This is a genomic window from Bacillus sp. RC251 (assembly GCF_044908765.1).
Lineage (GTDB): Bacteria > Bacillota > Bacilli > Bacillales > Bacillaceae_G > Bacillus_A > Bacillus_A wiedmannii.
Genome location: NZ_JBIYDP010000006.1, coordinates 147,938 through 171,640 on the forward strand (window position 1 = coordinate 147,938; position 23,703 = coordinate 171,640).

Sequence of the window (23,703 nt, forward strand, 5' to 3'; positions counted from 1 at the left end):
AAATGGAGCATATTCAAAATTCATTTGCAAAGTTAATGGAAAATAAAAATTTTAAAAATAGATATGAAGTATTAAAGGCGGAAGTAATGGCGCATCCGCGTGTGAAAGAATTTATAGACGAACATCAAGGTGAAGTAACAACTTCTATGATTGAGCGCAGCCTTGTGAAGTTATACGAATATATTGGACAAAGTGTAGGTTGTGCGGATTGTCCGGATCTAGGTTCGTGTAAAAACATGCTGCAAGGATATGAGCCAAAGCTCGTTATCCAAGGGAAGATGATTGATATTCAATACGATCGTTGCGTTAGAAAAGTAGCATATGACGAGAGAAAGAAATATGAAAAACTCGTTCAAAGTGTATATATGCCAACTGACATTTTACAGGCAACGATGGAAAACTTAGATCCTTCAGATTTAGATGCGCGTATTGATGCAATTGGTGCAGCTAATGAATTTTTAAGTACATATGAACCTGGTAAAAAAGTACAAGGTTTATATTTGTACGGTAAATTTGGTGTAGGGAAAACGTATTTGTTAGGAGCAATGGCGAATGAACTTGCTCAAAAGAAAATAAGTTCGATGCTCGTATACTTCCCTGAATTTTTACGTGAAATTAAAAGTTCGATTCAAGATAATTCGATTGGGGAAAAGATTGATGCGGTGAAACGCGTACAAGTTTTAATGCTAGATGATATCGGAGCAGAAGCGATGTCAAGTTTTGTGCGTGACGATGTGCTTGGTGCAATTTTGCAATTCCGTATGTTAGAAAACTTACCGACGTTCTTTACGTCTAACTTTGATTTCAAGGAATTGGAACATCATTTAACGTATACACAGCGTGGTGAAGCAGAACAAATGAAAGCAGCACGTATTATGGAACGAATTAAATATTTAGCGAAGCCGATTCCGATTGGCGGGAAAAACCGACGTCATAAGTAAAGAGTAAGCTGAAAAGCTTGCTCTTTTTTTCGTTTTGAACACTTCTCAGAATAGGTGAATTGCAAAACGAAAAACTTCTTATAGAAAATTCATTGTAGCTTGTATCATTTTTTTCTCCCTCCCTTAATATATATAAAATTAGCAAGCCATATTGAGTGGAGTTTCTAACGATAGGAAATGTAATTCTACTAAGAGTGAACTTCACGCGGGACGGACTCTTATAGGATTTGTAACGTATAGATACAATCCTTTAGAGCAGGGATAAAAGGGGGGACAAAAGTGATTGAAATTTGCTTCGAAGAAAAAAATGATGCTATGCATGTATATAGACAACTATTGAAAAGAGCGGAACTGTTATATAAGGAAACGAGTGTGTATTTACAGGAACAAAAAGTGGTGATTCACATACCAGTATGTGAATCGAATTATATTGAAAAGATTTTATTGCCGGTAATGGTATATTTCATTGTGAATGTAAAGCAAAATAAGTGGATTTATACAATCTTAAAAGAGAAGTTTTTTTATGAAGAAGAGGAAGAGTGTCATCAAATATTGCATATGGCACAAGAGATTCTAAAGGGAAGAAGAAAAGGGATTGCTCGTGAATTAACACGTCACACATTTGAATCATATATTAAATCTTCTTTAAATAACTGGCTTTGTGATCCGCTTTCGTTCTCGTTTTCATCATATGTTCGTTTTCGCCTTCGTACATATAGGGAAATGGTAGCTAAGCTTGCTGAATTGTCGATTGATGAGTATAAGTTGGAACAAGAATATCAAATGTTTATTGAGACGCTAAGGCAACAAGTGCGCAGCCGAAAATCACGTTTGTCCTGTGTGCATCTTATTTTTGATGAAAGTTTTATTTTCTATGATGATAAAGGTAGACGTTTAAAACAGGAGAAATTGGTCCAATATATAGACGAGGAATTATTAAAGCAAAAGGATGTATATATTGATACGAAAGTAATTGCACCACTTCTTTCTATTTCGCCGAAAAAAATTTATTTATATACGAAAGAACAAGACCATAATATGATTATTACTTTGCGAAATGTATTTCAAGAACGGATCCAATTACATGGATTACATGAGTTTGAGCGCAATGTGAAAAATTTAAAAAATAAAGGTAACGCCCTTGATTTTCTAAGTTTTTGAGCATATAATTACCTACATAAATGAAATATATTGAAATGTCATGATGAGGACATGAGTAGTTTTCTACGATTTTCAGAGAGGGAAGCCTTAGGGTGTGAGCTTCCTAGTACGGGATTATTACTTACCACCTCTAAACTTTAGCAGTGAACGGTTTTTTCTAGTAATTGCTAACGGACAACACCGTTATGTTGAACTTGAGCAATTAACAATAATGTTAATTGGAACAAGGGTGGAACCACGAATTCAACACTCGTCCCTTTTTACGGGATGAGTGTTTTTTATTTTGAAAAAAAGAGGAGTGACCAGTGATGGCAGATGTAGTTAAAATTACTTTCCCTGATGGAGCTGTGAAGGAGTTTCCGAAAGGCGTAACAACTGAAGAAATCGCAGCTTCTATTAGCCCAGGCTTAAAGAAAAAAGCTGTGGCTGGAAAATTAAACGATGAGATGATCGATCTTGTTACACCAATCGAAGAAGATGGTGCAGTTTCTATTATTACATTAGATTCTGAAGATGGCTTATACATTTTACGCCATTCAACAGCCCACCTATTAGCACAAGCGTTAAAACGTTTATATAAAGATGCTAAGCTTGAGCTCGGCATTGGTCCAGTAATTGAAAATGGCTTCTACTACGATATTGATATGGAAGAAGCAATCACAGTTGAAGACTTCAAGAAAATCGAAAAAGAAATGCAAAAAATTGTGAACGAGAACTTAGAAATCGTTCGTCATGAAGTGCCACGTGCAGAAGCACTTCGTCGCTTTGAAGAAATCGGCGATGAGTTAAAATTAGATTTAATTAATGATCTTCCAGAAGATGCAGTTATTTCAATCTATGAGCAAGGCGAATTCTTCGACCTTTGCCGTGGTGTTCACCTTCCATCTACAGGGAAAATTAAAGTATTTAAATTATTAAGCGTTGCAGGTGCTTACTGGCGTGGCGATAGCAATAATAAAATGCTACAACGTATTTACGGTACTGCATTCGTTAAGAAAGCAGAATTAGATGAGCACTTACGTATGCTTGAAGAAGCGAAAGAGCGCGATCACCGTAAATTAGGTAAAGAATTAAAACTATTTACTAATAGCCAAAAAGTAGGACAAGGTTTACCACTTTGGTTACCAAAAGGTGCAACTATCCGCCGCATTATCGAGCGTTACATCGTTGATAAAGAAGCAAGCTTAGGCTATGATCACGTATACACTCCAGTACTAGGAAGCAGAGAGCTTTATGAAACTTCTGGTCACTGGAATCACTACCGTGATGGTATGTTCCCATCAATGGAAATGGATAATGAAGTGTTAGTTCTTCGTCCGATGAACTGCCCTCACCACATGATGGTTTATAAAAATGATATTCACAGCTACCGTGAATTACCAATCCGTATTGCGGAACTTGGAACAATGCACCGCTATGAAATGTCTGGAGCATTATCTGGATTACAACGTGTACGCGGAATGACTTTAAACGATGCGCACATTTTCGTTCGCCCAGATCAAATTAAAGAAGAGTTAAAACGTGTTGTAAACTTAACTCTAGAAGTGTACAAAGATTTTGGTTTAGAGAACTATTCATTCCGTCTATCTTATCGTGACCCAGCTGATACTAAAAAGTACTATGCTGATGATGAGATGTGGGAAAAAGCACAAGGTATGTTAAAAGAAGCTATGGATGAAATGGGTCTTGATTACTATGAAGCTGAAGGTGAAGCGGCATTCTACGGTCCAAAACTTGACGTTCAAGTTCGTACTGCTCTTGGAAAAGACGAAACACTTTCAACTGTACAATTAGACTTCTTACTTCCAGAACGCTTTGAATTATCTTACGTTGGTGAAGACGGTAAACAACATCGTCCAGTTGTAATTCACCGTGGTGTTGTATCAACTATGGAACGTTTCGTAGCCTTCTTAATTGAAGAATACAAAGGTGCATTCCCAACTTGGTTAGCTCCAGTTCAAGCGCAAGTAATTCCAGTTTCTCCGCAAGTACATTTAGACTATGCGAAGAAAGTACAAGATGAATTACGTCGTGCTGGTATCCGTGTTGAATTAGATACTCGTGAAGAGAAAATTGGTTACAAAATCCGTGAAGCACAAATGCAAAAAATTCCGTACATGCTTGTAGTAGGTGACAATGAAGTAACTGAAAACGGCGTAAACGTACGTAAATATGGTGAACAAAAATCAGAAACAATTGCATTAGATGCTTTTGTTGATATGATTAAAGTAGAAGGAAAACGATAAGACAGAGCCGCGGTATACCGCGGCTTTCGTATGTATTATAAAAAAGAAAAACTAGAAAAAATAACCAAACTATACTTATCATAAAAAAGTATTGCAAGTATGTTAGTTGTTTGTTACAATATTTCTTGTTGTTAGTAAAACACATAGCGTCTTCTTGACAGACGTCATGTCCTATGATAAACTCATCAAGGATAATAGAATATTGTTTTGTGGAACAAGTAGAAGCACCCGCTTCTCACCTGATGGACGCATTCGCAGTTTACAGGTAAATGTATTTCTTACTTAAGAATTTACAAGTGTGGGTGTCGTATGCCCGCACTTTTTTTGTCGGGTTCTATGACTACAAAAGATGTTCTGAAAAAACCTTGGAGGTGGCTTACTATTAGCAAGGATATGATGATTAACGAGCAAATTCGTGCACGTGAAGTACGTTTAGTTGGTGCAAATGGCGATCAACTTGGAATCAAGTCTCGTAATGATGCTTTAGACTTAGCTGCAAATCTTAATCTTGATTTAGTATTAGTTGCTCCAAATGCGAAACCGCCAGTATGCCGCATTATGGACTACGGTAAATTCCGCTTTGAGCAACAGAAGAAAGAAAAAGAACAGCGCAAAAATCAAAAAGTAATTAGCATGAAAGAAGTTCGTTTAAGTCCAACAATTGATGAACACGACTTTAACACAAAACTTCGTAATGCTATCAAGTTTTTAGAGAAAGGCGACAAGGTTAAAGCGTCAATTCGCTTTAAAGGACGTGCCATTACTCATAAAGAAATCGGTCAACGTGTTTTAGATCGCTTCTCAGAAGCTTGTGCTGAAGTTAGTACAATTGAATCTAAGCCTAAAATGGAAGGACGTAGTATGTTCTTAGTTTTAGCACCGAAAAACGATAAGTAATAGATAGAGGAGGAAATACCTATGCCTAAACAAAAAACTCATCGCGGCTCTGCAAAGCGTTTCAAAAAGACTGGATCAGGTAAACTGAAACGTTCTCACGCTTACACAAGCCATTTATTCGCTAACAAATCTACAAAAGCTAAACGTAAACTACGTAAAGCTGGTGTAGTAAGCGCTGGTGACTTCAAACGCATTCGTCAAATGCTTGACAACTTAAAATAAGTTCGGCTGATATATAGAACAATTAGGAGGTAATATTATGCCAAGAGTAAAAGGTGGTACAGTTACTCGTCAACGTCGTAAAAAAGTTATAAAATTAGCAAAAGGTTACTACGGTTCTAAGAGTACATTATTCAAGGTTGCTAACCAACAGGTTATGAAATCTCTAATGTATGCATTCCGTGACCGTCGTCAAAAGAAACGTGACTTCCGTAAATTATGGATTACACGTATCAACGCAGCAGCTCGTATGAATGGTCTTTCTTACAGCCGTTTAATGCACGGTCTTAAAAATGCTGGCATCGAAGTTAACCGCAAGATGCTTGCTGACTTAGCTGTTCATGACGAAAAAGCTTTCGCTGAATTAGCAACAGTTGCAAAAAACAACATTAACTAATTAATTAGTTGAAACCTTAGAAGATTTTTCTTCTAAGGTTTTTTATTTATATGCAAAGAGAAGTATGTCGTTATCGATATGACAAAATCAATATAAAAGCTATAGCGATATAGAAGAATATATATATGAAGCCAGGAGAATTCTCCTGGCTTTTTTCAATTATCCCCCTTTGGAAAGAAGAGTATCTTTCCTACCTGAAACGACACTGCTATAATGGAAAGATGATATGGAACTTTCATCAGATAAAATAAATTTTTTATCAGTGGACAATCCCCGGATAATGATTAACTATCACCAATCGGAGTGAACAATCTAATCGTGATGATTGAAACGTATTTGTAAATTAAGGACAAGCTATTTTGTAAAGAGATAAATGGCTGACTTATTAATAAGAAACGAAAAATAATAATGAACTTTGAGATGAAACAACATTGTTGCGTAAAATGCGATGTTGGAGGAGGACAATAGAATGGACTTACTACAACTATTTAAATTACAAAAAGAATTAGATGACCGTATTGTGAAAGAGCATGATTTACAACCGAAAAAGTTGTTAAAAGAAAAAATGTTAGCTCTTCTTGTAGAAATTGGAGAACTTGCAAATGAAACACGTTGTTTTAAATATTGGAGCAACAAACCAGCATCAGAACGTGAAGTAATATTAGAAGAATACGTAGATGGCTTGCATTTTATTTTATCAATCGGAATTGATTTAGGTATTGATAAAAACTTCCTATTCTATAAATGTGCACAAACGAATAAAACACAAGTAGAAATTTTCTTAGACACATATGCGAAAGTAATTCGTTTTACAGATCAACCATCTATTACGAACTATATTGAATTATTTACAAGCTATCTTCGACTTGGACAAGCGCTAGAGTTTGAGCAAGAAGAGATTGAAAAGGCATATTTAGATAAAAATGAAGTAAATCATCAGCGTCAAACACAAGGATACTGATTTAATTTTTGAATATTTCAATTTCCTTTTGTATAATGAAGTGACTGAAGAAAAAGGAGGGTGTTGGCAATGACAAAATTAGACGCGACATTGACAATGCTAAAAGAATTAACAGATGCACGTGGTATTGCGGGTAACGAGCGTGAACCACGCGAAGTAATGAAGAAATATATTGAGCCGTTTGCGGACGAACTTTCTACTGATAATTTAGGAAGCTTAGTTGCGAAAAAAGTAGGGGAAGAAAACGGCCCGAAAATTATGGTTGCAGGTCATTTAGATGAAGTCGGCTTTATGATCACGCAAATTGATGACAAAGGTTTCCTTCGTTTCCAAACAGTTGGTGGCTGGTGGTCACAAGTTATGCTTGCGCAGCGCGTGACAATTGTAACGCGTAAAGGAGATGTAACAGGTGTAATTGGCTCAAAACCACCACACATCTTACCTCCAGAAGCGCGTAAAAAACCAGTTGAAATTAAAGACATGTTCATCGATATTGGTGCTTCTAGCCAAGAAGAGGCAATGGAGTGGGGCGTACGACCTGGCGATCAAGTTGTACCTTACTTTGAATTCCAAGTGATGAAAAATGAAAAAATGTTACTTGCAAAAGCATGGGATAACCGAATTGGTTGTGCAATTGCAATTGACGTATTAAAACAATTAAAAGATGAAAAGCATCCAAACGTTGTATACGGCGTAGGGACTGTACAAGAAGAAGTTGGTCTTCGTGGTGCGAAAACATCTGCGAACTATATTAAACCAGATATCGCATTCGCCGTAGATGTTGGTATCGCTGGTGACACACCAGGTGTAACGGCAAAAGAAGCGCAAAGTAAAATGGGTGATGGACCACAGATCATTTTATATGATGCTTCTGTTATTGGACATACAGGTTTACGTGACTTTGTAGTTGATGTTGCTGACGAATTACAAATCCCGTATCAATATGATTCAGTAGCGGGCGGTGGAACGGATGCAGGCGCAATTCACATTTCTGCAAATGGTATTCCGTCTATGGCAATTACGATTGCAACGCGCTACATTCATTCTCATGCGGCAATGTTACATCGTGATGACTATGAAAATGCAGTGAAGTTAATTGTAGAAGTTATTAAACGTCTTGATAAAGAGGCTGTACATAACATTACATTTAATTAATAGAAAAAGCGAAGGAGATTTTCCTTCGCTTTTTTATGTTTTAAAAAGGTCGTTCTAATCCTGCAGCAGTATGAGCACCTAAAATGATTAAACGAGTTAATTGCATGGCCATAAAATGCGGAGTATAAATCATCCCTCTTTTTAACCATGACATAATCATCCCGATATGAGCTCCTGTCACATAACTAATTAAAATATCACGAGGAACCATAAGATCTTTATCATCTGGCTGTGAAATAGACAGGCTTAATGTTAAATGTGTTTGTATTGTTTTCATCATTTTATAAGAGTAGTTTCCAGCGGCTTTATCACCAAGCATAACGTTATAGAAGTTCGCATTTTCTGCAATATGTTCGAACAAAGCCAAAAATGTCGGATGTGGTGAATCAAATGTAAGTTGAAAATCTTCTTTATTTCTATTTTTCGGCTTAATAACTTCTGTTAACTTCTCTAACATTTCTTCAATGCTTTTGTCTAATAGGTCATATTTATCATGGTAATGGCTATAAAACGTAGCGCGATTTACAGGAGCACGTTCTGCAATATGTTGAACAGTTACATCATCAAATCCTTTTTCGCCTACTAAAGCGACAAAAGCATCCTGTATGAGTTGTCTCGTCCGCTTTACACGTGGATCATTTGTATTTTTAATAGACATTTTTACTTCCCCTCGTTTAATTTTCTATACTTAAACAACATATAGGTATTATATTGTTGTTTAAGCGACATTTCCTACTTAAATTGTCGGTTGTAGATTCAAAATAATTATTTATAATTATAAACGATAGTCCTTCAGAAATCAGCACCGCTCGCAGGTAGATAAATTTCAATTTACACCGCAGATGGTGTGATTTTTTTGTTTAAAAGTTAATATAATTAACAATTAAACAATCTAAACAATAAGGACGTAAATAGTTTAGAAAAAAATTATATGCGATATAAGGAGAGGAATGCAATGAATCAGTTTCGAAGAATGGTGATTATCAACATTATCACATTAATTGTACTAGTTGGCGGTGGTATTGGCGGTTATTACTATTACAATCAAGCGGAAAATTATTTAAAAACAGAAAATGCAAAAATTGATGGAAAGGTAATTCCGATTGCATCACCAGTAGCAGGTAAATTAACTGACTGGAAAGCTGAAGTAGGAAAGAATTACAATGAAAATGATAAATTAGGTGCTGTTACTGTAGCGGCAGCAAATGGAGAACAAACAGTAGATGTAACAATTCCACAAAATGCAACAATTGTACAATCAAATGCAACAACAAATGCTTTCGTTGGAGCAGGTAGCCCAATTGCTTATGCATTTGATATGAACAATTTATGGGTAACAGCAAACATTGAAGAAACAGATGTTGACGATGTACAAAAAGGTCAAGATGTAGATGTGTATGTAGATGCATACCCAGATACAACTTTATCAGGAAAAGTAGAGCAAGTTGGATTAACAACAGCGAATACATTCTCTATGTTACCATCAAGCAACGCAACAGCGAACTATACGAAAGTAACACAAGTAGTACCAGTTAAAATTTCTTTAGATCATAGTAAATCAGTAAATATTGTTCCTGGAATGAATGTGTCAGTTCGTATTCATAAGTAAGGGGGAGATGAGATGTCCTCAATTGCAATTGCAGGATATGCACTATTTTGTATAATCGTCTTCTTCCTTGTAAATCGTCTTTTACGAAAGAAAAAAACGAACGTGGGAGAAGAACAAGTCCCAGCCGTAAATAAAATAGAAGTAAGTAAGGTAGAAACAGAAGAGAAAGAAATTGAACGAAAGCAAGAAGCAGAAATTTCTAATGTAGTTGAGTTAGAAACAGGAAAGCAAGAAGAAGTAAAACAAGAAAAAGAAGTGCCGAAAAAACAAATGTCTACGCCTGTAGAAAATGTGAACGTAAAAGCAGTTGTAGCTGTATTAATTCTCGGCATGTTCGTTTCTATTTTAAACCAAACAATTATTAACGTTGCATTGCCTCCGTTAATGAATGAATTTAACGTATCAACTTCAACAGCACAATGGTTAATTACAGGCTTCATGCTTGTAAATGGTATTTTAGTACCGATTAGTGCCTTTTTAGTTTCACGATTTACGTATCGTAAATTATTCGTAGCGGCAATGTTATTCTTCACGGTAGGATCTATCATTTGTGCTATTTCAGGAAACTTTACAATGATGATGACGGGCCGCGTTATTCAGGCGGTGGGTGCAGGTATTTTAATGCCGGTTGGTATGAATATTTTCATGACATTATTCCCGCCTCATAAGCGCGGAGCAGCGATGGGATTACTAGGTGTAGCGATGATTTTAGCACCAGCTATCGGACCAACTGTAACGGGCTGGGTGATTGAAAACTATAGCTGGAACTTAATGTTCTATGCGATGTTTATTATCGGTTTAATTATTACATTCCTATCTTTAAAATTCTTTACACTAGCTCAGCCAGTATCTAAAACGAAGTTAGATGTATTCGGTGTTGTTAGTTCAAGTATTGGACTAGGTAGCTTATTGTACGGATTTAGTGAAGCAGGAAATAATAGTTGGACTAGTGCAGAGGTTGTTATTTCACTTATCATTGGTGTAGTAGGTATTGCGGTATTTATTTGGAGAGAGCTAACAACGGACAATAAAATGCTTGATTTACAAGTGTTTAAATACCCAGTATTTACTTTTACTTTAGTAATTAATGCAATTGTTACGATGGCATTATTCGGAGGTATGTTATTACTTCCGGTATATCTGCAAAACATTCGCGGTTTCACACCGATAGAATCAGGTTTATTACTACTTCCAGGATCATTAATTATGGGGATCATGGGACCTATTGCAGGTAAACTATTTGATAAGTATGGTATTCGTCCGTTAGCAATTGTCGGTTTAGCCATTACAACGTTTGCGACATATGAATTCACAACGTTATCAATGGATACACCGTATAGTGTAATTATGACGGATTATATTATACGTTCGATTGGTATGTCATTCATTATGATGCCAATTATGACAGCAGGTATGAACGCACTGCCGATGAAATTAATTTCTCACGGTACAGCAACGCAAAATACGTCAAGACAAGTAGCTGGTTCAATTGGAACGGCGATATTAATTACACTTATGACGCAACAAACGACTGCTCACGTAGCAGATTACGGCAACATGTTAACAACGTCAAACCCAATTTTAGTTGATAAAGTACACGGCATGGGGCAAAGTTTAGCAGCGATTGCTGGATCAGCGCAAGCAGGAGATGCGATGAGCACGCAACTATTATTTGGACAAATTTCGAAGTTATCTGCAATTAACGGTATTAACGATGCCTTCTTAATTGCGACGATACTTGCAGGGATTGCTTGGGTATTATCGTTCTTCTTACCATCAGGCAATAAACCAAATAGAAAAGCAGGGAATTAATTTCCCTGCTTTTTTGTCTGTTTAAAGAGTTAAATATAAAAAATGATAACCAGTTACGGAGCACAGCCCTGTTATAAATAAAACCATTCCCATAGCACGAATACTGGATATTTGTCTTCCGCTTATAGTAGCTAATAGTCCAGCTAAAGAGAAGAAATACCAATATAAAGTTCCCGAAACTGGAACAATCCCCTCTAAATCTATTCCATAACCTATACAAATGATAGGAACAAAGATAAGCGGTATACTAATCAAACTAGCCATAATAGTAAGTGATTTACGACATTTAATACCAACAATAATTAAAAAAATGCCAATGATGAAGTTGCATAACATCAAGGTAAGAGCGAAAATCATCCAAGTTAATATTCCGAACACTTTTGTATTACCTCCGATTTATGGGTTTCTAAAAAATATTATATATAGTATGAATCACCTACAGTCATGAGTAACCAGAAGGTAACCCTTAATATACCAGCGATAAAAATAATGAATCCCATATTACGTATACTTTTAATTTTGGCTTGGACTCCACTTACCCCTGCTAATAATCCAGTTAAAGAAAACAGTATCCAATATAAAGTAGTTGAAATAGGGAGGATTGCATTGCTATCCACTCCCATGCCCCAAAAAACAAAAGGTAGTGTGACAAAGGAGAAGATAAGTATCCCCATTAAACCAACGAGTAATTTACGGTGTTTAATTCCTTTTACTACTAAAAAAATACCGCCAGCAATTCCGCAGAGTAAGAGAAGTGGCATAAAAGCCATCCAAATAATACTGAACATATATAAACTCCTTGATAATAATTAAGGTATATTTTACTACATAAGGTTTATTTTGGATATTAGTTGAACCAATCGGGCTTTAATGGGCGGTTGATCCCCCACCTAAATTCTTTGCTTTCGCAGCATTTTGATGTGGGGGTCTTACTGCCCATTAAAGCGGGATAAATATGTATAAATTGATAGAAATGAGAAGTAATGATACGAATTAATAAAAAAGGTATCGCGATGATACCTCTTTCTAACTCAAGAATGCCAACATATTATTCATAATATGAAATAACATAGCTGGAATAATGGATTTTGTTTTTTTACATAAAATAGCCATTAATAATCCCATGAAGAAAGTAATTACCATTACGCCAAGTGAGTATGTATGAGCGATACCGAAGAAGAAACTTGTTATGATGGCTGCAATCCAAAATGGAAATCGCTCTGAGAAGAAGCGGAGTATAAAACCACGGAAAATAAGCTCTTCAAAAATTGGTGTAAGTATTGCGAAGCCGAGAAGTAATAATATTTGATACTGCTTAAAAACGTCTAAGTTTAATGCGGAAGATTGCTGCTTTGTTGCGTCTTGGAACATATAATTTAACAAGATGTAATTGAGTAAAATATTTATAGTGAAGAAAAGAAGTAAGTATACGTATGTACGCCATTCTTTAAGTGCTTTAAAGTTAAAAGATTTTAGTAGCAATTTTTTTGCGGGTTCGAATTTAAAAATGAAGAATAACAACACGGCTAGTTGTAATACGATACTTGCAGTATTTACGATAGATTCATACAAGGCAATTTGTTTTTTATCTGTAAGACCTGATGTATAAATTGTTAAGGGCATTGCGAGGAACACAGTAATAAGTCCGGTTCCGAAAAAAGCGAATAGAACGGAGCTAATAAATTGTCCCCATGACATAGAGTATTTCTGTTCATTAGAAAGTTGTGTAGCGGGTTGCATTTATAAAATCACCTCTTTATATTTATATATTTAATTATAAAGTATTTTGTTTTTATATGTAACATTTAAATATTACATATAAAGGTATATTTTCCATGAAATAATAAAAGAGGTATCACCCTATAGTGATGCCTCTTTCTCATTGATAACTATGTTCTGCCTTGTTATTCGATTTTGATTGCTCTATTTGCAATTCACGTTCTACCAATCGGTCTAACTGTTGAATAGCTTTTAATGCTTTTTCATAAGAAATCGTTCTATAATGGTGCGCTCCGCCCGGTTCTTCATCTGCTTCGTCTGCCCATTTAATAATGTTTTGAAGAGATGTTCTTTCAATTTCTTGCTGTACTAAGAAAGAATCTGTATGAAGAAGAATCGCGATAGAAATTTCTTTTGCTAGTTTCGGATGTTCTCCTAATCTAATAAGCAATTTATGAGCTCTTTCTGCTCCTTTAATCGCATGTATATCATTCTTTTTATACAAGTCATAATCCCATTCTCCCTCGCTGTACCATGTGTGATGTCCGATATCATGAAGGAAACCAGCTTTTGTTGCAGCATCGACTGAGGCATGATGCTTTTTCGCTAAGTGAAACGCATGGTAAGCGACAGCAATCGCGTGGACCATTCCAGAACGGTTTACATATTTTTGTGTAATGTGATGTTTAAAAACTTGTTCAAGCGTAATACGTTGCATAAAACATTCACTCCTTTTATCTAATGGTGTCTATAAAGAAAATCGATCGGTTTAAATGTATTTTGAATATTGTACTCCATCTGTGTAGCGTTAGTAAAGTAGAAATGTTTAGGAGAAGAAAAATTTTATAGACATAAAAGGTCACCTTAGTTTTTTTTCTAAGGTGACCTTTTATTGTTTATTTTTTTAATCCTTGCTCCAGTGTTCCTAACATTTCGTGTTTTTCATTTTCATCAGCATTTTTCCAAATGACTTCGAATAAAACGCCAAGACCTGGAAGCATTTTTTCTTCACCGCTTTGAATTGCATCGACAATCGTTTCTTGTAATTGATCTTGTGAATTTCCAGATACATTCGCTAATACAGCACCGCGTAAATTAAAACTCATTATTTTCACCTCTTCTTCAGAATTGAAACTGAAGTTAGTTTTTGTTCTTTTTTATGTAAATATGTATGAAAAATAGGCTATAATGATAAGACAAGAAGAGAGGGAAATACATATTATGAAAAACATTGATTCAGTGCAAAATCCGCGTGTGAAGCAGTGGAAAAAGCTGCAGACGAAAAAAGAGCGCGATAAAAAAGGTTTATTTTTTGTAGAAGGATTCCACTTAGTAGAAGAAGCTTTAAAAGCAGGAGTTGTAACAGAACTTATCGTTTCTGATCAGACAGATCTTCCGAAAGATTGGACAGTTAATGATGTGGAAATGTATATCGTACCTGAAGCAATCGTAAAAGTACTCCGTGAAACAGAAACGACGCAAGGGGTATTTGCTGTTTGTGAGAAACACGAGAGTGAAGTAGCTCTTGCAGATGGAAAGTTTCTTTTATTAGATAGTCTTCAAGACCCGGGCAACTTAGGGACAATTATTCGTACAGCTGATGCAGCTGGTATTCATGCTGTTGTGCTTGGAGAAGGATGCGTTGATGCATATAATAGTAAAGTGCTTCGCTCTACACAAGGTTCTATTTTCCATTTACCAGTTGTAAAAGGGAACTTAGAAGAGTGGGTAGACAAGTTAAGAGAAAATAACGTTCCTGTATATGGAACAGCTCTTGAAAATGGAGTTCCGTATGGTGAAGTAACACCAGCTGGTGGTTTTGCATTAATTGTAGGAAATGAAGGAAGCGGCGTAAGCCAAGAAATTCTTGCAAAAACGGATCAAAACTTGTATATTCCGATTTACGGCGGGGCAGAATCATTAAATGTTGCGGTTGCAGCAGGGATTTTAACGTATTATTTACAAAGCCCAGTTGCGAACAAATAAAAAACTTCTTATAATAAGTTGAAGTATATTATATTAAAAGTTAAATAACGAAAAACGTTGATAGAGAAGAGTAACTTACAAAATCGCCATATAGGGAGAGAGTGCCTTAGACTGAAAGCATTCTTATGGTAGACGGAAGTGAATTCACCTCTGGAGTTGACGCCAGGACCATATATATGTAAAGGCGTTCCGGTCAGAATTGATCGTTATAACTAATGAGTGGGCAGACCTGGTCTGTCAATTTAGGGTGGTACCGCGAATTTACCTCGTCCCTTTTTGGGAGCGAGGTTTTTTTATTTTTAAAATTAGGAGGGTTCCAAATGGAAGCACGTTTAAAAGAGCTAAAGCAAAAAGCGTTAGAGCTTATTGAAGAAGCGAAAGAGCTAAAGGGCTTAAACGACGTACGCGTAGCGTATTTAGGAAAAAAAGGTCCAATTACAGAAGTATTACGCGGCATGGGAAAATTATCAGCAGAAGAGCGTCCACGTATGGGAGCATTAGTAAATGAAGTACGTGAAGCGATTCAAACGCGTCTAGACGACAAAATTGGTAACTTAGAAAAAGCAGTAATTGAAGCGAAATTAGCTACGGAAACAATTGATGTTACACTACCAGGTCGTCCTGTTGAAACAGGTTGTCACCATCCGTTAACAGCTGTTGTTGAACAAATTGAAGATGTATTCATCGGTATGGGTTATGAAGTAGCTGAAGGAACAGAAGTAGAAAAAGACTACTACAACTTCGAAGCATTAAACTTACCGAAAGATCACCCAGCGCGTGATATGCAAGATACATTCTACATTACAGAAGAAACGTTACTACGTACACATACATCTTCTGTGCAAGCACGTACGATGGAAAATAATAAAGAAAAAGGCCCAATTAAAATTATTTGTCCTGGTAAAGTGTATCGCCGCGATGACGATGATGCGACGCATTCACACCAGTTCATGCAAATTGAAGGTCTTGTAATTGATAAAAACATTCGCATGAGTGACTTAAAAGGTACACTGCAAGTATTCGTGAAAAAGATGTTCGGTGAAGATCGTGAAATCCGTCTTCGTCCAAGTTTCTTCCCATTCACAGAGCCATCTGTAGAGATGGATATTTCTTGTATGATGTGTCACGGCAAAGGTTGCGGCACTTGTAAAGGAACTGGCTGGATCGAAATTTTAGGCGCAGGTATGGTTCATCCGAACGTACTTGAAATGGCTGGTTATGATTCAAAAGAATATCAAGGTTTCGCATTCGGTATGGGCGCAGAGCGTATCGCAATGTTGAAATACGGCGTAGATGACATTCGTCATTTCTATACAAATGATGTACGTTTCTTACAACAATTCAAACGAGCGTAAGGGAAGGAGAGGATAAGTATGTTCGTATCATATCGTTGGTTACAAGAGTATGTAGATATTAAAGATGTAACAGCACAAGAACTAGCAGACAAAATCACGAAAAGTGGTATTGAAGTAGAAGGCGTTGAAGTATTAAATAAAGGTGTAAAAGGTGTTGTAGTAGGTCACGTATTAGAATGTGAAAAACACCCAGAAGCTGATAAGTTAAGCAAATGCTTAATCGATATCGGTGAAGAAGAGCCAGTTCAAATTATTTGTGGAGCTGCTAACATTGCAAAAGGTTTAAAAGTACCAGTTGCAAAAGTTGGTGCTGTACTTCCTGGCAACTTCAAAATTAAAAAGGCAAAACTACGTGGTGAAGCTTCTCACGGTATGGTTTGTGCGCTTCAAGAGCTTGGCATTGATGGAAAGTTAGTTTCAAAAGAATATGCAGACGGTATCTTCATCTTCCCGAGTGACGCTGAAGTTGGTGCAGACGCACTTGAAATTTTAAATTTACATGATGAAGTACTTGAGCTTGGTTTAACACCAAACCGTGCAGATTGCTTAAACATGTTAGGTGTTGCATATGAAGTCGCTGCTATTTATGGCCGTGAAGTAAAACTTCCAGCTATCAGCTTACAAGAAACAGCAGAAAAAACTTCTGATTACATTTCTGTAAGTGTAGAAGCGAAAGAAGAAAACCCATTATATATTGCAAAAATGGTGAAAAACGTAAAGATTGGTCCATCACCAATGTGGATGCAAACGCGCCTTATGGCAGCTGGCATTCGTCCAATTAGCAATGTAGTTGATATTACAAACTACATTTTAATGGAATACGGTCAACCGTTACATGCATTCGATTACGATAAATTAGGTTCAAAAGAAATCGTTGTTCGTCTTGCAAAAGAAGGCGAAAAAATTGAAACGTTAGATGATCAAGAGCGTACGTTACAAAGCCACCACCTTGTAATTACAAACGGAACAAAAGCTTTAGCTGTTGCTGGTGTAATGGGCGGAGCGGATTCTGAAGTTACAAATGAGACAGTAAACGTTTTAATTGAATCTGCATACTTTGCAGGTCAAACAGTGCGCCGTACATCAAAAGACTTAGGTCTTCGCAGTGAATCAAGCGCACGTTTTGAAAAAGGAATCGATCCAACACGTACATTTGAAGCAATTCAACACGCAGCTGCTTTAATGGCGAAATACGCTGGCGGAGAAGCACTTGAAGGTGTAGTAGAAGCTGACAACTTACAAGTACAAGAGCGTACAGTATCTGTTACTGCTGAAAAAGTAAACCGTGTATTAGGTACAAATATTTCTGCAAGTGAAATGGGTACAATGTTCACAAACTTGAAATTCCCATTCACAGAAGTAGAAGGAACATTCCATGTGAATGTACCAGCACGTCGTCCTGATATTACAATTTCAGAAGACTTAGTAGAAGAAGTGGGTCGTCTATACGGTTATGACCACATTCCAGTTACATTACCTTCTGGAACGATGACACGTGGTAAATTAACATCAGCACAAACGAAACGTCGTAAAGTACGTCGCTTCCTAGAGGGTGCTGGTTTATATGAAGCGATCACATATTCATTAACAAGCGCTGATAAAGCGAAGCAATATATGGTCGAGCCAAATGAAAAAGCTCCTGTAAACCTTGCACTTCCAATGAGTGAAGAGCGTAGCCAACTTCGTTTAAGCTTAGTACCGCAATTACTAGAAGCTGTTTCATATAATGTGGCACGTAAAAACGATAGTGTTGCTTTATACGAAGTAGGTTCTGTCTTCTTACCAACAGAAGCAGGAGAACTTCCGAAAGAAGAACAACATCTTGCAGGTGTTATGACAGGACTTGCTCTTCACCATGCATGGCAAGGTGAGAAAAAAGTAGTAGACTTCTTCGTTGTGAAAGGTGTACTAGAAGGATTATTCGACGTACTTGGCGTTGCAAACCAAATCACTTATGCACCAGCAAAACGTGAAGGTATGCACCCAGGTCGTACAGCTGACATCGTATTAGATGGCGAAGTAATTGGTTTCATCGGTCAATTGCACCCAGAAGTAGAAAAACAATTAGATGTGAAAAATACATTCGTATTCGAATTATCTCTTGTAAAAGTATTTGGTGCAGACGCAGAAGAAACTTACTACACAGCAATTCCACGTTTCCCATCTATGACACGTGATATGGCTGTTGTCGTAACGAAAGAAACAAAAGCTGGTGAAATGAAGCAAGTTATTGCTGAAGCTGGCGGAGAACTTCTGAAAGACGTAACGCTATTTGACTTATACGAAGGTGAAAAAATGGAAGAAGGCAAGAAATCACTTGCATTCTCTATGACATACTTCGATGCAGAACGTACGTTAACAGACGAAGAAGTAACAGAAGCACATAACCGTGTATTAACAACGGTAGAAGAGAAGTTTGGTGCGGAGTTACGTAAGTAATGAGAAATTGCCGGATTAAGTCCGGCAATTTTTTTTATGGCACGATTGTCGGAAAATCGATATATTACAAAAATCGCTGATATATTTTTTGGTATCTTGCATCTTTCTCTCGAATGTAGTACATTAATTTTAGTTTAACAAAATGAAAGACGATGATAAGGAAAAGTAGTATATACTATAATCCAAAGCGAGTCAGGGACGGTGAGAGCCTGATGAGGCGGTATATGTGAAGAACACCTTGGAGTTGCTAACCGAAATTGAATCTTGTATTCAAGAGTAGACTTAGACGGGAATCCGGCCTGTTACAAACCGGGAAGTATGTATTACATACGAGTTAAAGTTGGTCTTTATGACAAATTGGGTGGTACCGCGAAGTTTAACCTTTCGTCCCTTTATGGATGAAAGGTTTTTTTGTATTTAAATATATGTGCAAAGGAGAATTTCACTATGGAAAACACATTAGTAAAAAGTCTGTATAGAGATACAGATAAATACGCAGGTCAAACAGTACAAGTATCAGGGTGGATTCGTAACTTACGTGATTCAAAAGCATTTGGTTTCATCGAATTAAACGACGGTAGCTTCTTCAAAAGCGTTCAAATCGTTTTCGATACAGAGTTAGAAAACTTCAAAGAAATTGCAAAACTTCCACTTAGCTCTTCAGTTAAAGTAGAAGGTAAAGTAATTGCAACGCCTGGAGCGAAGCAACCATTTGAAATTAAAGCAGAAAAAATTGATATCGAGGGCTTATCAGATTCTGATTACCCACTTCAAAAGAAACGTCACACGTTTGAATACTTACGTACAATCGCTCACTTACGTCCAAGAACAAATGCATTCTCTGCAACGTTCCGTGTACGTTCTGTCGCAGCATTTGCGATTCACCAGTTCTTCCAAGAGCGTGGATTCGTACATGTTCATACACCAATCATCACTGGTAGTGATACAGAAGGTGCAGGCGAAATGTTCCGCGTAACAACGCAAGATTTAAACAACGTACCAAAAGGTGAAGACGGACAAGTTGATGAATCAAAAGACTTCTTCGGCAAAGAAACAAACTTAACAGTAAGTGGACAGCTGAACGCTGAAGCTTATGCATTAGCATTCCGTGACGTATACACATTCGGACCTACATTCCGTGCAGAAAACTCTAACACAACTCGTCATGCAGCTGAGTTCTGGATGGTTGAGCCGGAGATTGCATTCGCTGAATTAGGCGACGTAATGGATCTTACAGAAGATATGCTGAAATATGCAATGAAATACGTACTAGAGCATGCACCAGAAGAAATGGAATTCTTCAACAGCTTCGTTGATAAAACAGTTCTTGAGCGCATGAACAACGTAATCAACTCTGACTTCGGTCGTATCACATATACAGAAGCAATTAAAGTGCTTCAAGAGTCAGGTGCTGACTTCAAATATCCAGTAGAATGGGGTATTGACTTACAAACAGAGCACGAAAGATACTTATCAGAAGAAATTTTCAAACGCCCTGTATTCGTAACTGACTATCCAAAAGACATTAAAGCGTTCTACATGCGTATGAATGAAGATGGAAAAACAGTAGCTGCTACTGACCTTCTAGTTCCTGGTATCGGCGAATTAATCGGCGGAAGCCAACGTGAAGAAAGAATGGACGTTTTAGTAGACAGAATTAAAGAACTAGGTATGAACGAAGAGGACTACTGGTGGTACTTAGAACTTAGAAAATACGGCGGTACAAAACACGCTGGATTCGGTCTAGGTTTCGAGCGCTTCCTAATGTACATCACTGGCATGGCTAACATCCGTGACGTAATTCCATTCCCAAGAACTCCAGGTTCTTCTGAATTCTAAAATATGAAAAAAGCGAGAGGATTTCCTCTCGCTTTTTATTTTGCATAGTTTATTACCTCATAGCAAAAAGTAATGCGAAGGGGTGAATGTAAATGAGTAAAAAAGTGAAAAAAGATCATTCAAAATCAAGCCTTGGTTCTTCAGAAATAGAAGGACAAGGAACGACGGCACATGAAACAGGTTCTCATAAAGTATCTTCATCAAATAAGAAGCAGAAAAGAAGTTAACATAAAAAAGGAGAGTCTTGGCGGCTCTCCTTTTTTATATGTATTACACCTTATTATCATTAATTTCTTTTGTGATTTTATCTACATCTTTGTCTAATCGATCTAAATAGAAAAACCACAGTAAACTCATAAGCACGTAATAGATAGCCATTACACCAAGATTATCAGATATATTTTCGAATGTAGATTTAGTAGTGAAAAAAGCTCCCCAAATGGTAGAAATAGTGAGGTAAGAAAGTGGGCCCACGAGGTGTATGAAAACATATAATACCTTTTTAACTTTTACAGCGTTCATATGAAATACCTCCTTTTTCTAATCATAAATTCAACTTCCTCACAGAAGTGCTGTAGTTTTGCTGGATTATGTATTAACAAGCGGGCATCGTGTTTCCCGATAAAGTGAAACTTTAATCAGTGGGGGTTTTCTTCATCCCCCACTGATTATTAGCCCTCACCAATCGGACTTTTATGGACAGTTGATTCCCCACCTAACTTCTTTGCTTGCGCTGAATTTTGAGGTGGGGGTCTTACTGTCCATTAAAGCGGGATAAATCTTCGAATCCGAAAGTTTAATAAGAAAGAACGGCCGTAACGCTCTATTAAATCGTTGAACTCTCGTTGTTCACTTAGTAGCTGAATGTTTTCTCTAATTTCAAACTGTCTTTCGTGTGGATCGCCTAGTAAAATATTTAGAATCATTTGTAGAAGTAGCAATGGGAATCTCCTCCCATATTAGAATAATCTGTATATTTTAATTGTAACAAAAATAAAAGGACAATAGTAGAGTGAAACAAAAAACAGGAGTTTGTAGGCTCCTGTTTTTGTCGATACTATTTTAATAAGCGAAACGCCTTCTCCGTATTAGCGAAATGCATTTTCACAAACTCAGGTAATCGTTCTTTACCAAGCTTTTGAATTAATTTAGCAGCTGCAATATCAACTTGTTTACCAGCACCTTTTGGAAGTGGCATACCGGCTTTTTTGCTTAGTTCATCAAACTGTTTTACGAATGAGTAACGAGCTAAAATAGAAGCAGCGGCTACTGCTAAATGGACACTTTCACCTTTCGTTGCGAAGTAAACATTTTCACGCTGTACCTGCTTTTGCTTTGCTAAATATTTGTAGTATGTATCAGGTTGTGTGAATTGATCGATTAAGACGCCTTCAGGTTTTGTAGGTGCAATTTTAGCTAATAAGTTTGTAATAGCTTTATTATGCAGTAAAGCTTTTAACTTACCTTGGTTGTTTCCTTTATCAAATAGCTCGTTATATTTTTCATTATGAAGGACAAGAGAGCTGTAAGGAACAACGTGTAGAAGTTGTTTTGCAATGGCGGTAATTTGATCGTCATTTAAGTTTTTAGAGTCTTTTACACCAAGTTCTTTTAGTAGTGGAATTTGCTTCGCATCCACATATACAGCAACTACTGTCATCGGTCCGAAGAAATCACCAGTACCAACTTCATCTGACCCTACGATAGACATTGTACCGATGGAAGCAGGGGGTGCATAACGGTGTGAATCGACAGATTTTTTTACAGCTGTTTTCGGTGTTTGAGAGACAGTTTGCCAACGAGAAGCTTCTGCTTCAGCACGGCCACCTTGGAACATTACTTTTCCAGATTTATAAGCTGTAATGGTGCAAGACGGCACCTTTGCCATGAAGATTCCGCCTTGTGGGGTTTTTGGGCTAAGTGCCTGTTTGTATTGTTGTTTCATGTCTTCAATTACTGTAGAATTTGTTTGAATTACGATAGAATTTGACATAGTGGTCGCCCCTTTTTTTATATTGTTATTTTTATCATATCGGATTGTTCTTTCTGTTTCCATAATATGATGGTTCATGGTATGATAAACTTTAGGATTCTGTACGTGATTGGAGGCCGGTGAGTTGTCACAACAAAAGGGAAAGAAAAGTCGAATTAATGTAGAAATCTATGGTCAACAATATTCAGTTGTTGGCGATGAAAGTACAAGTCATATCCGCATGGTAGCAGCGATTGTGGATGATAAAATGCGCGAACTCAATGCCAAGAATCCTTCGCTTGACACGAGTAGACTAGCGGTATTGACGGCGGTAAACGTCATACACGATTACATAAAATTAAAAGAAGAACATGAGAAATTGAAAGAAAGTATGACAAAAAAAGGAATGGAATAACATGATTGATATTATTATCATTTTACTGCTTGTTATGGGATTTTTCCTCGGCTTACGCAGAGGGTTTATTCTGCAACTTGTAAAGTTAACAAGCTTTATTATCGCATACCTTGTTGCATACTGGTACTGTAAAGATTTAGCGCCAGCACTTGCGAAATTTATTCCGTATCCATTTGATAAAAACGTATCTGTTCCAGAATGGATTGATGCAAATAATATTGAGACAGTATTTTATCAAGCGCTTGCGTTTATCATATTGTTTATTATTACAAAAATTGCACTTTCATTACTTGGTAATTTGTTAAATATGTTTGCAGAAATACCGGTTTTAAAGCAAGTCAATGCGTTCGCGGGGGCAATCCTCGGATTTTTAGAAGTATATATTATTTTGTTTGTGTTAATTATCATTGGAAACATTCTTCCGATTGAACAACTACAAACACCATTACAAAAATCATCAATTAGCAAAATAATTGTAGACGATACACCGATTCTCTCTGAAAAGGTGAAGGAACTATGGCAGACAGGTAGCAGAGTATAACTTCTCTTTTTTCGGAAAGAGGAGTTTTTTTCTATGAAA

General features: G+C 36.8%; 26 protein-coding genes and 4 other annotated features. Of the genes, 17 read left to right on the forward strand and 9 right to left on the reverse strand.

What is annotated here, in order from left to right:
• Positions 1–2 precede the first annotated feature (2 nt).
• From dnaI to ABH961_RS19795, 8 genes are all read left to right on the forward strand, one after another.
• Positions 3–941, forward strand: coding sequence for a primosomal protein DnaI (gene dnaI, locus ABH961_RS19760; protein WP_000400114.1), 939 nt, complete (start codon positions 3–5; stop codon positions 939–941).
• Between the two features lie 279 nt (positions 942–1,220).
• Positions 1,221–2,102, forward strand: a complete 882-nt coding sequence (gene ytxC, locus ABH961_RS19765) for a putative sporulation protein YtxC (RefSeq protein WP_098048083.1) — start codon at positions 1,221–1,223, stop codon at positions 2,100–2,102.
• Between the two features lie 31 nt (positions 2,103–2,133).
• Positions 2,134–2,363: a binding site (T-box leader), on the forward strand.
• 47 nt (positions 2,364–2,410) lie between these two features.
• Positions 2,411–4,348 (forward strand): threonine--tRNA ligase, encoded by a 1,938-nt coding sequence (gene thrS / locus ABH961_RS19770; RefSeq protein ID WP_404519848.1) that lies wholly within the window; start codon positions 2,411–2,413, stop codon positions 4,346–4,348.
• 210 nt (positions 4,349–4,558) lie between these two features.
• Positions 4,559–4,679, forward strand: a sequence feature (ribosomal protein L20 leader region).
• A gap of 62 nt (positions 4,680–4,741) precedes the next feature.
• The gene (gene infC, locus ABH961_RS19775; protein ID WP_000973214.1) at positions 4,742–5,245 is read left to right on the forward strand and encodes a translation initiation factor IF-3; all 504 of its coding nucleotides are present in this window, start codon (positions 4,742–4,744) and stop codon (positions 5,243–5,245) included.
• Between the two features lie 21 nt (positions 5,246–5,266).
• The gene (gene rpmI / locus ABH961_RS19780; protein ID WP_001125946.1) at positions 5,267–5,467 is read left to right on the forward strand and encodes a 50S ribosomal protein L35; all 201 of its coding nucleotides are present in this window, start codon (positions 5,267–5,269) and stop codon (positions 5,465–5,467) included.
• Positions 5,468–5,504: 37 nt separating this feature from the next.
• Entirely contained in the window at positions 5,505–5,861 is a 357-nt protein-coding gene (gene rplT / locus ABH961_RS19785; RefSeq protein WP_001138364.1) for a 50S ribosomal protein L20, read from the forward strand.
• 469 nt (positions 5,862–6,330) lie between these two features.
• Positions 6,331–6,822, forward strand: coding sequence for a dUTP diphosphatase (locus ABH961_RS19790; protein ID WP_000365057.1), 492 nt, complete (start codon positions 6,331–6,333; stop codon positions 6,820–6,822).
• 69 nt (positions 6,823–6,891) lie between these two features.
• On the forward strand, positions 6,892–7,977 hold the full coding sequence (locus ABH961_RS19795) for a M42 family metallopeptidase (protein ID WP_000163551.1): 1,086 nt from the start codon (positions 6,892–6,894) through the stop codon (positions 7,975–7,977).
• 40 nt (positions 7,978–8,017) lie between these two features.
• On the opposite strand, the gene ABH961_RS19800 is transcribed toward ABH961_RS19795, so the two are convergent.
• Positions 8,018–8,635, reverse strand: a complete 618-nt coding sequence (locus ABH961_RS19800; protein WP_098078791.1) for a TetR/AcrR family transcriptional regulator — start codon at positions 8,633–8,635, stop codon at positions 8,018–8,020.
• 297 nt (positions 8,636–8,932) lie between these two features.
• Between ABH961_RS19800 and ABH961_RS19805 the strand changes: the two genes are divergently transcribed.
• Both ABH961_RS19805 and ABH961_RS19810 read left to right on the forward strand, forming a co-directional pair.
• The gene (locus tag ABH961_RS19805) at positions 8,933–9,586 is read left to right on the forward strand and encodes an HlyD family secretion protein (protein WP_001071411.1); all 654 of its coding nucleotides are present in this window, start codon (positions 8,933–8,935) and stop codon (positions 9,584–9,586) included.
• Between the two features lie 12 nt (positions 9,587–9,598).
• On the forward strand, positions 9,599–11,398 hold the full coding sequence (locus ABH961_RS19810; RefSeq protein ID WP_098078794.1) for a DHA2 family efflux MFS transporter permease subunit: 1,800 nt from the start codon (positions 9,599–9,601) through the stop codon (positions 11,396–11,398).
• 21 nt (positions 11,399–11,419) lie between these two features.
• Here ABH961_RS19810 and ABH961_RS19815 read toward each other — a convergent pair whose 3' ends face one another.
• The 5 genes from ABH961_RS19815 to sspI form a co-directional block, all read right to left on the reverse strand.
• Positions 11,420–11,776, reverse strand: a complete 357-nt coding sequence (locus ABH961_RS19815) for an ammonia permease (protein WP_098076576.1) — start codon at positions 11,774–11,776, stop codon at positions 11,420–11,422.
• A gap of 38 nt (positions 11,777–11,814) precedes the next feature.
• Complete coding sequence (locus tag ABH961_RS19820; RefSeq protein ID WP_098078796.1) at positions 11,815–12,186, reverse strand: DNA-binding protein; 372 nt, start codon at positions 12,184–12,186, stop codon at positions 11,815–11,817.
• Between the two features lie 238 nt (positions 12,187–12,424).
• On the reverse strand, positions 12,425–13,138 hold the full coding sequence (locus ABH961_RS19825) for a CPBP family intramembrane glutamic endopeptidase (protein WP_048544332.1): 714 nt from the start codon (positions 13,136–13,138) through the stop codon (positions 12,425–12,427).
• Positions 13,139–13,277: 139 nt separating this feature from the next.
• On the reverse strand, positions 13,278–13,835 hold the full coding sequence (locus ABH961_RS19830) for an HD domain-containing protein (protein ID WP_001189002.1): 558 nt from the start codon (positions 13,833–13,835) through the stop codon (positions 13,278–13,280).
• Positions 13,836–14,013: 178 nt separating this feature from the next.
• On the reverse strand, positions 14,014–14,223 hold the full coding sequence (gene sspI, locus ABH961_RS19835; RefSeq protein WP_000009511.1) for a small acid-soluble spore protein SspI: 210 nt from the start codon (positions 14,221–14,223) through the stop codon (positions 14,014–14,016).
• Between the two features lie 82 nt (positions 14,224–14,305).
• Here sspI and ABH961_RS19840 point away from each other — a divergent pair, with 82 nt between their 5' ends.
• From ABH961_RS19840 to ABH961_RS19860, 5 genes are all read left to right on the forward strand, one after another.
• On the forward strand, positions 14,306–15,103 hold the full coding sequence (locus ABH961_RS19840; RefSeq protein WP_142346265.1) for a TrmH family RNA methyltransferase: 798 nt from the start codon (positions 14,306–14,308) through the stop codon (positions 15,101–15,103).
• Between the two features lie 48 nt (positions 15,104–15,151).
• Positions 15,152–15,380: a binding site (T-box leader), on the forward strand.
• A gap of 43 nt (positions 15,381–15,423) precedes the next feature.
• The gene (pheS, locus tag ABH961_RS19845) at positions 15,424–16,458 is read left to right on the forward strand and encodes a phenylalanine--tRNA ligase subunit alpha (RefSeq protein ID WP_000388217.1); all 1,035 of its coding nucleotides are present in this window, start codon (positions 15,424–15,426) and stop codon (positions 16,456–16,458) included.
• 18 nt (positions 16,459–16,476) lie between these two features.
• Complete coding sequence (gene pheT, locus ABH961_RS19850; RefSeq protein ID WP_098078799.1) at positions 16,477–18,897, forward strand: phenylalanine--tRNA ligase subunit beta; 2,421 nt, start codon at positions 16,477–16,479, stop codon at positions 18,895–18,897.
• A gap of 143 nt (positions 18,898–19,040) precedes the next feature.
• Positions 19,041–19,292, forward strand: a binding site (T-box leader).
• A gap of 52 nt (positions 19,293–19,344) precedes the next feature.
• Positions 19,345–20,736, forward strand: a complete 1,392-nt coding sequence (gene asnS, locus ABH961_RS19855; RefSeq protein ID WP_000432171.1) for an asparagine--tRNA ligase — start codon at positions 19,345–19,347, stop codon at positions 20,734–20,736.
• A 92-nt stretch (positions 20,737–20,828) separates the two neighbouring features.
• Positions 20,829–20,963: a YuzL family protein gene (locus ABH961_RS19860; RefSeq protein WP_048544326.1), complete on the forward strand. Its 135-nt coding sequence runs from the start codon at positions 20,829–20,831 to the stop codon at positions 20,961–20,963.
• 43 nt (positions 20,964–21,006) lie between these two features.
• Here ABH961_RS19860 and ABH961_RS19865 read toward each other — a convergent pair whose 3' ends face one another.
• The 3 genes from ABH961_RS19865 to rnhC form a co-directional block, all read right to left on the reverse strand.
• A complete protein-coding gene (locus tag ABH961_RS19865; RefSeq protein ID WP_098078802.1) occupies positions 21,007–21,258 on the reverse strand; it encodes a hypothetical protein in 252 nt (83 codons plus the stop codon).
• A gap of 242 nt (positions 21,259–21,500) precedes the next feature.
• A complete protein-coding gene (locus ABH961_RS19870; protein WP_162230575.1) occupies positions 21,501–21,677 on the reverse strand; it encodes a hypothetical protein in 177 nt (58 codons plus the stop codon).
• A gap of 116 nt (positions 21,678–21,793) precedes the next feature.
• Positions 21,794–22,729, reverse strand: coding sequence for a ribonuclease HIII (gene rnhC / locus ABH961_RS19875; RefSeq protein WP_048544321.1), 936 nt, complete (start codon positions 22,727–22,729; stop codon positions 21,794–21,796).
• A 124-nt stretch (positions 22,730–22,853) separates the two neighbouring features.
• Between rnhC and zapA the strand changes: the two genes are divergently transcribed.
• Positions 22,854–23,123: a cell division protein ZapA gene (gene zapA / locus ABH961_RS19880; RefSeq protein WP_000082701.1), complete on the forward strand. Its 270-nt coding sequence runs from the start codon at positions 22,854–22,856 to the stop codon at positions 23,121–23,123.
• 1 nt (position 23,124) lies between these two features.
• On the forward strand, positions 23,125–23,664 hold the full coding sequence (locus ABH961_RS19885) for a CvpA family protein (RefSeq protein WP_000565407.1): 540 nt from the start codon (positions 23,125–23,127) through the stop codon (positions 23,662–23,664).
• The last annotated feature ends 39 nt before the right edge of the window (positions 23,665–23,703 follow it).

Bases quoted from the DNA above. Each gene is read 5' to 3' on its own strand.
- dnaI (WP_000400114.1), top strand. From the start codon at position 3: ATGGAGCATATTCAAAATTCATTTGCAAAGTTAATGGAAAATAAAAAT.
- thrS (WP_404519848.1), top strand. From the start codon at position 2,411: ATGGCAGATGTAGTTAAAATTACTTTCCCTGATGGAGCTGTGAAGGAG.
- infC (WP_000973214.1), top strand. From the start codon at position 4,742: ATGATGATTAACGAGCAAATTCGTGCACGTGAAGTACGTTTAGTTGGT.
- rpmI (WP_001125946.1), top strand. From the start codon at position 5,267: ATGCCTAAACAAAAAACTCATCGCGGCTCTGCAAAGCGTTTCAAAAAG.
- rplT (WP_001138364.1), top strand. From the start codon at position 5,505: ATGCCAAGAGTAAAAGGTGGTACAGTTACTCGTCAACGTCGTAAAAAA.
- ABH961_RS19790 (WP_000365057.1), top strand. From the start codon at position 6,331: ATGGACTTACTACAACTATTTAAATTACAAAAAGAATTAGATGACCGT.
- ABH961_RS19795 (WP_000163551.1), top strand. From the start codon at position 6,892: ATGACAAAATTAGACGCGACATTGACAATGCTAAAAGAATTAACAGAT.
- ABH961_RS19800 (WP_098078791.1), bottom strand. From the start codon at position 8,635: ATGTCTATTAAAAATACAAATGATCCACGTGTAAAGCGGACGAGACAA.
- ABH961_RS19805 (WP_001071411.1), top strand. From the start codon at position 8,933: ATGAATCAGTTTCGAAGAATGGTGATTATCAACATTATCACATTAATT.
- ABH961_RS19810 (WP_098078794.1), top strand. From the start codon at position 9,599: ATGTCCTCAATTGCAATTGCAGGATATGCACTATTTTGTATAATCGTC.
- ABH961_RS19820 (WP_098078796.1), bottom strand. From the start codon at position 12,186: ATGTTCAGTATTATTTGGATGGCTTTTATGCCACTTCTCTTACTCTGC.
- ABH961_RS19825 (WP_048544332.1), bottom strand. From the start codon at position 13,138: ATGCAACCCGCTACACAACTTTCTAATGAACAGAAATACTCTATGTCA.
- ABH961_RS19830 (WP_001189002.1), bottom strand. From the start codon at position 13,835: ATGCAACGTATTACGCTTGAACAAGTTTTTAAACATCACATTACACAA.
- sspI (WP_000009511.1), bottom strand. From the start codon at position 14,223: ATGAGTTTTAATTTACGCGGTGCTGTATTAGCGAATGTATCTGGAAAT.
- ABH961_RS19840 (WP_142346265.1), top strand. From the start codon at position 14,306: ATGATAAGACAAGAAGAGAGGGAAATACATATTATGAAAAACATTGAT.
- pheS (WP_000388217.1), top strand. From the start codon at position 15,424: ATGGAAGCACGTTTAAAAGAGCTAAAGCAAAAAGCGTTAGAGCTTATT.
- pheT (WP_098078799.1), top strand. From the start codon at position 16,477: ATGTTCGTATCATATCGTTGGTTACAAGAGTATGTAGATATTAAAGAT.
- asnS (WP_000432171.1), top strand. From the start codon at position 19,345: ATGGAAAACACATTAGTAAAAAGTCTGTATAGAGATACAGATAAATAC.
- ABH961_RS19860 (WP_048544326.1), top strand. From the start codon at position 20,829: ATGAGTAAAAAAGTGAAAAAAGATCATTCAAAATCAAGCCTTGGTTCT.
- ABH961_RS19865 (WP_098078802.1), bottom strand. From the start codon at position 21,258: ATGAACGCTGTAAAAGTTAAAAAGGTATTATATGTTTTCATACACCTC.
- rnhC (WP_048544321.1), bottom strand. From the start codon at position 22,729: ATGTCAAATTCTATCGTAATTCAAACAAATTCTACAGTAATTGAAGAC.
- ABH961_RS19885 (WP_000565407.1), top strand. From the start codon at position 23,125: ATGATTGATATTATTATCATTTTACTGCTTGTTATGGGATTTTTCCTC.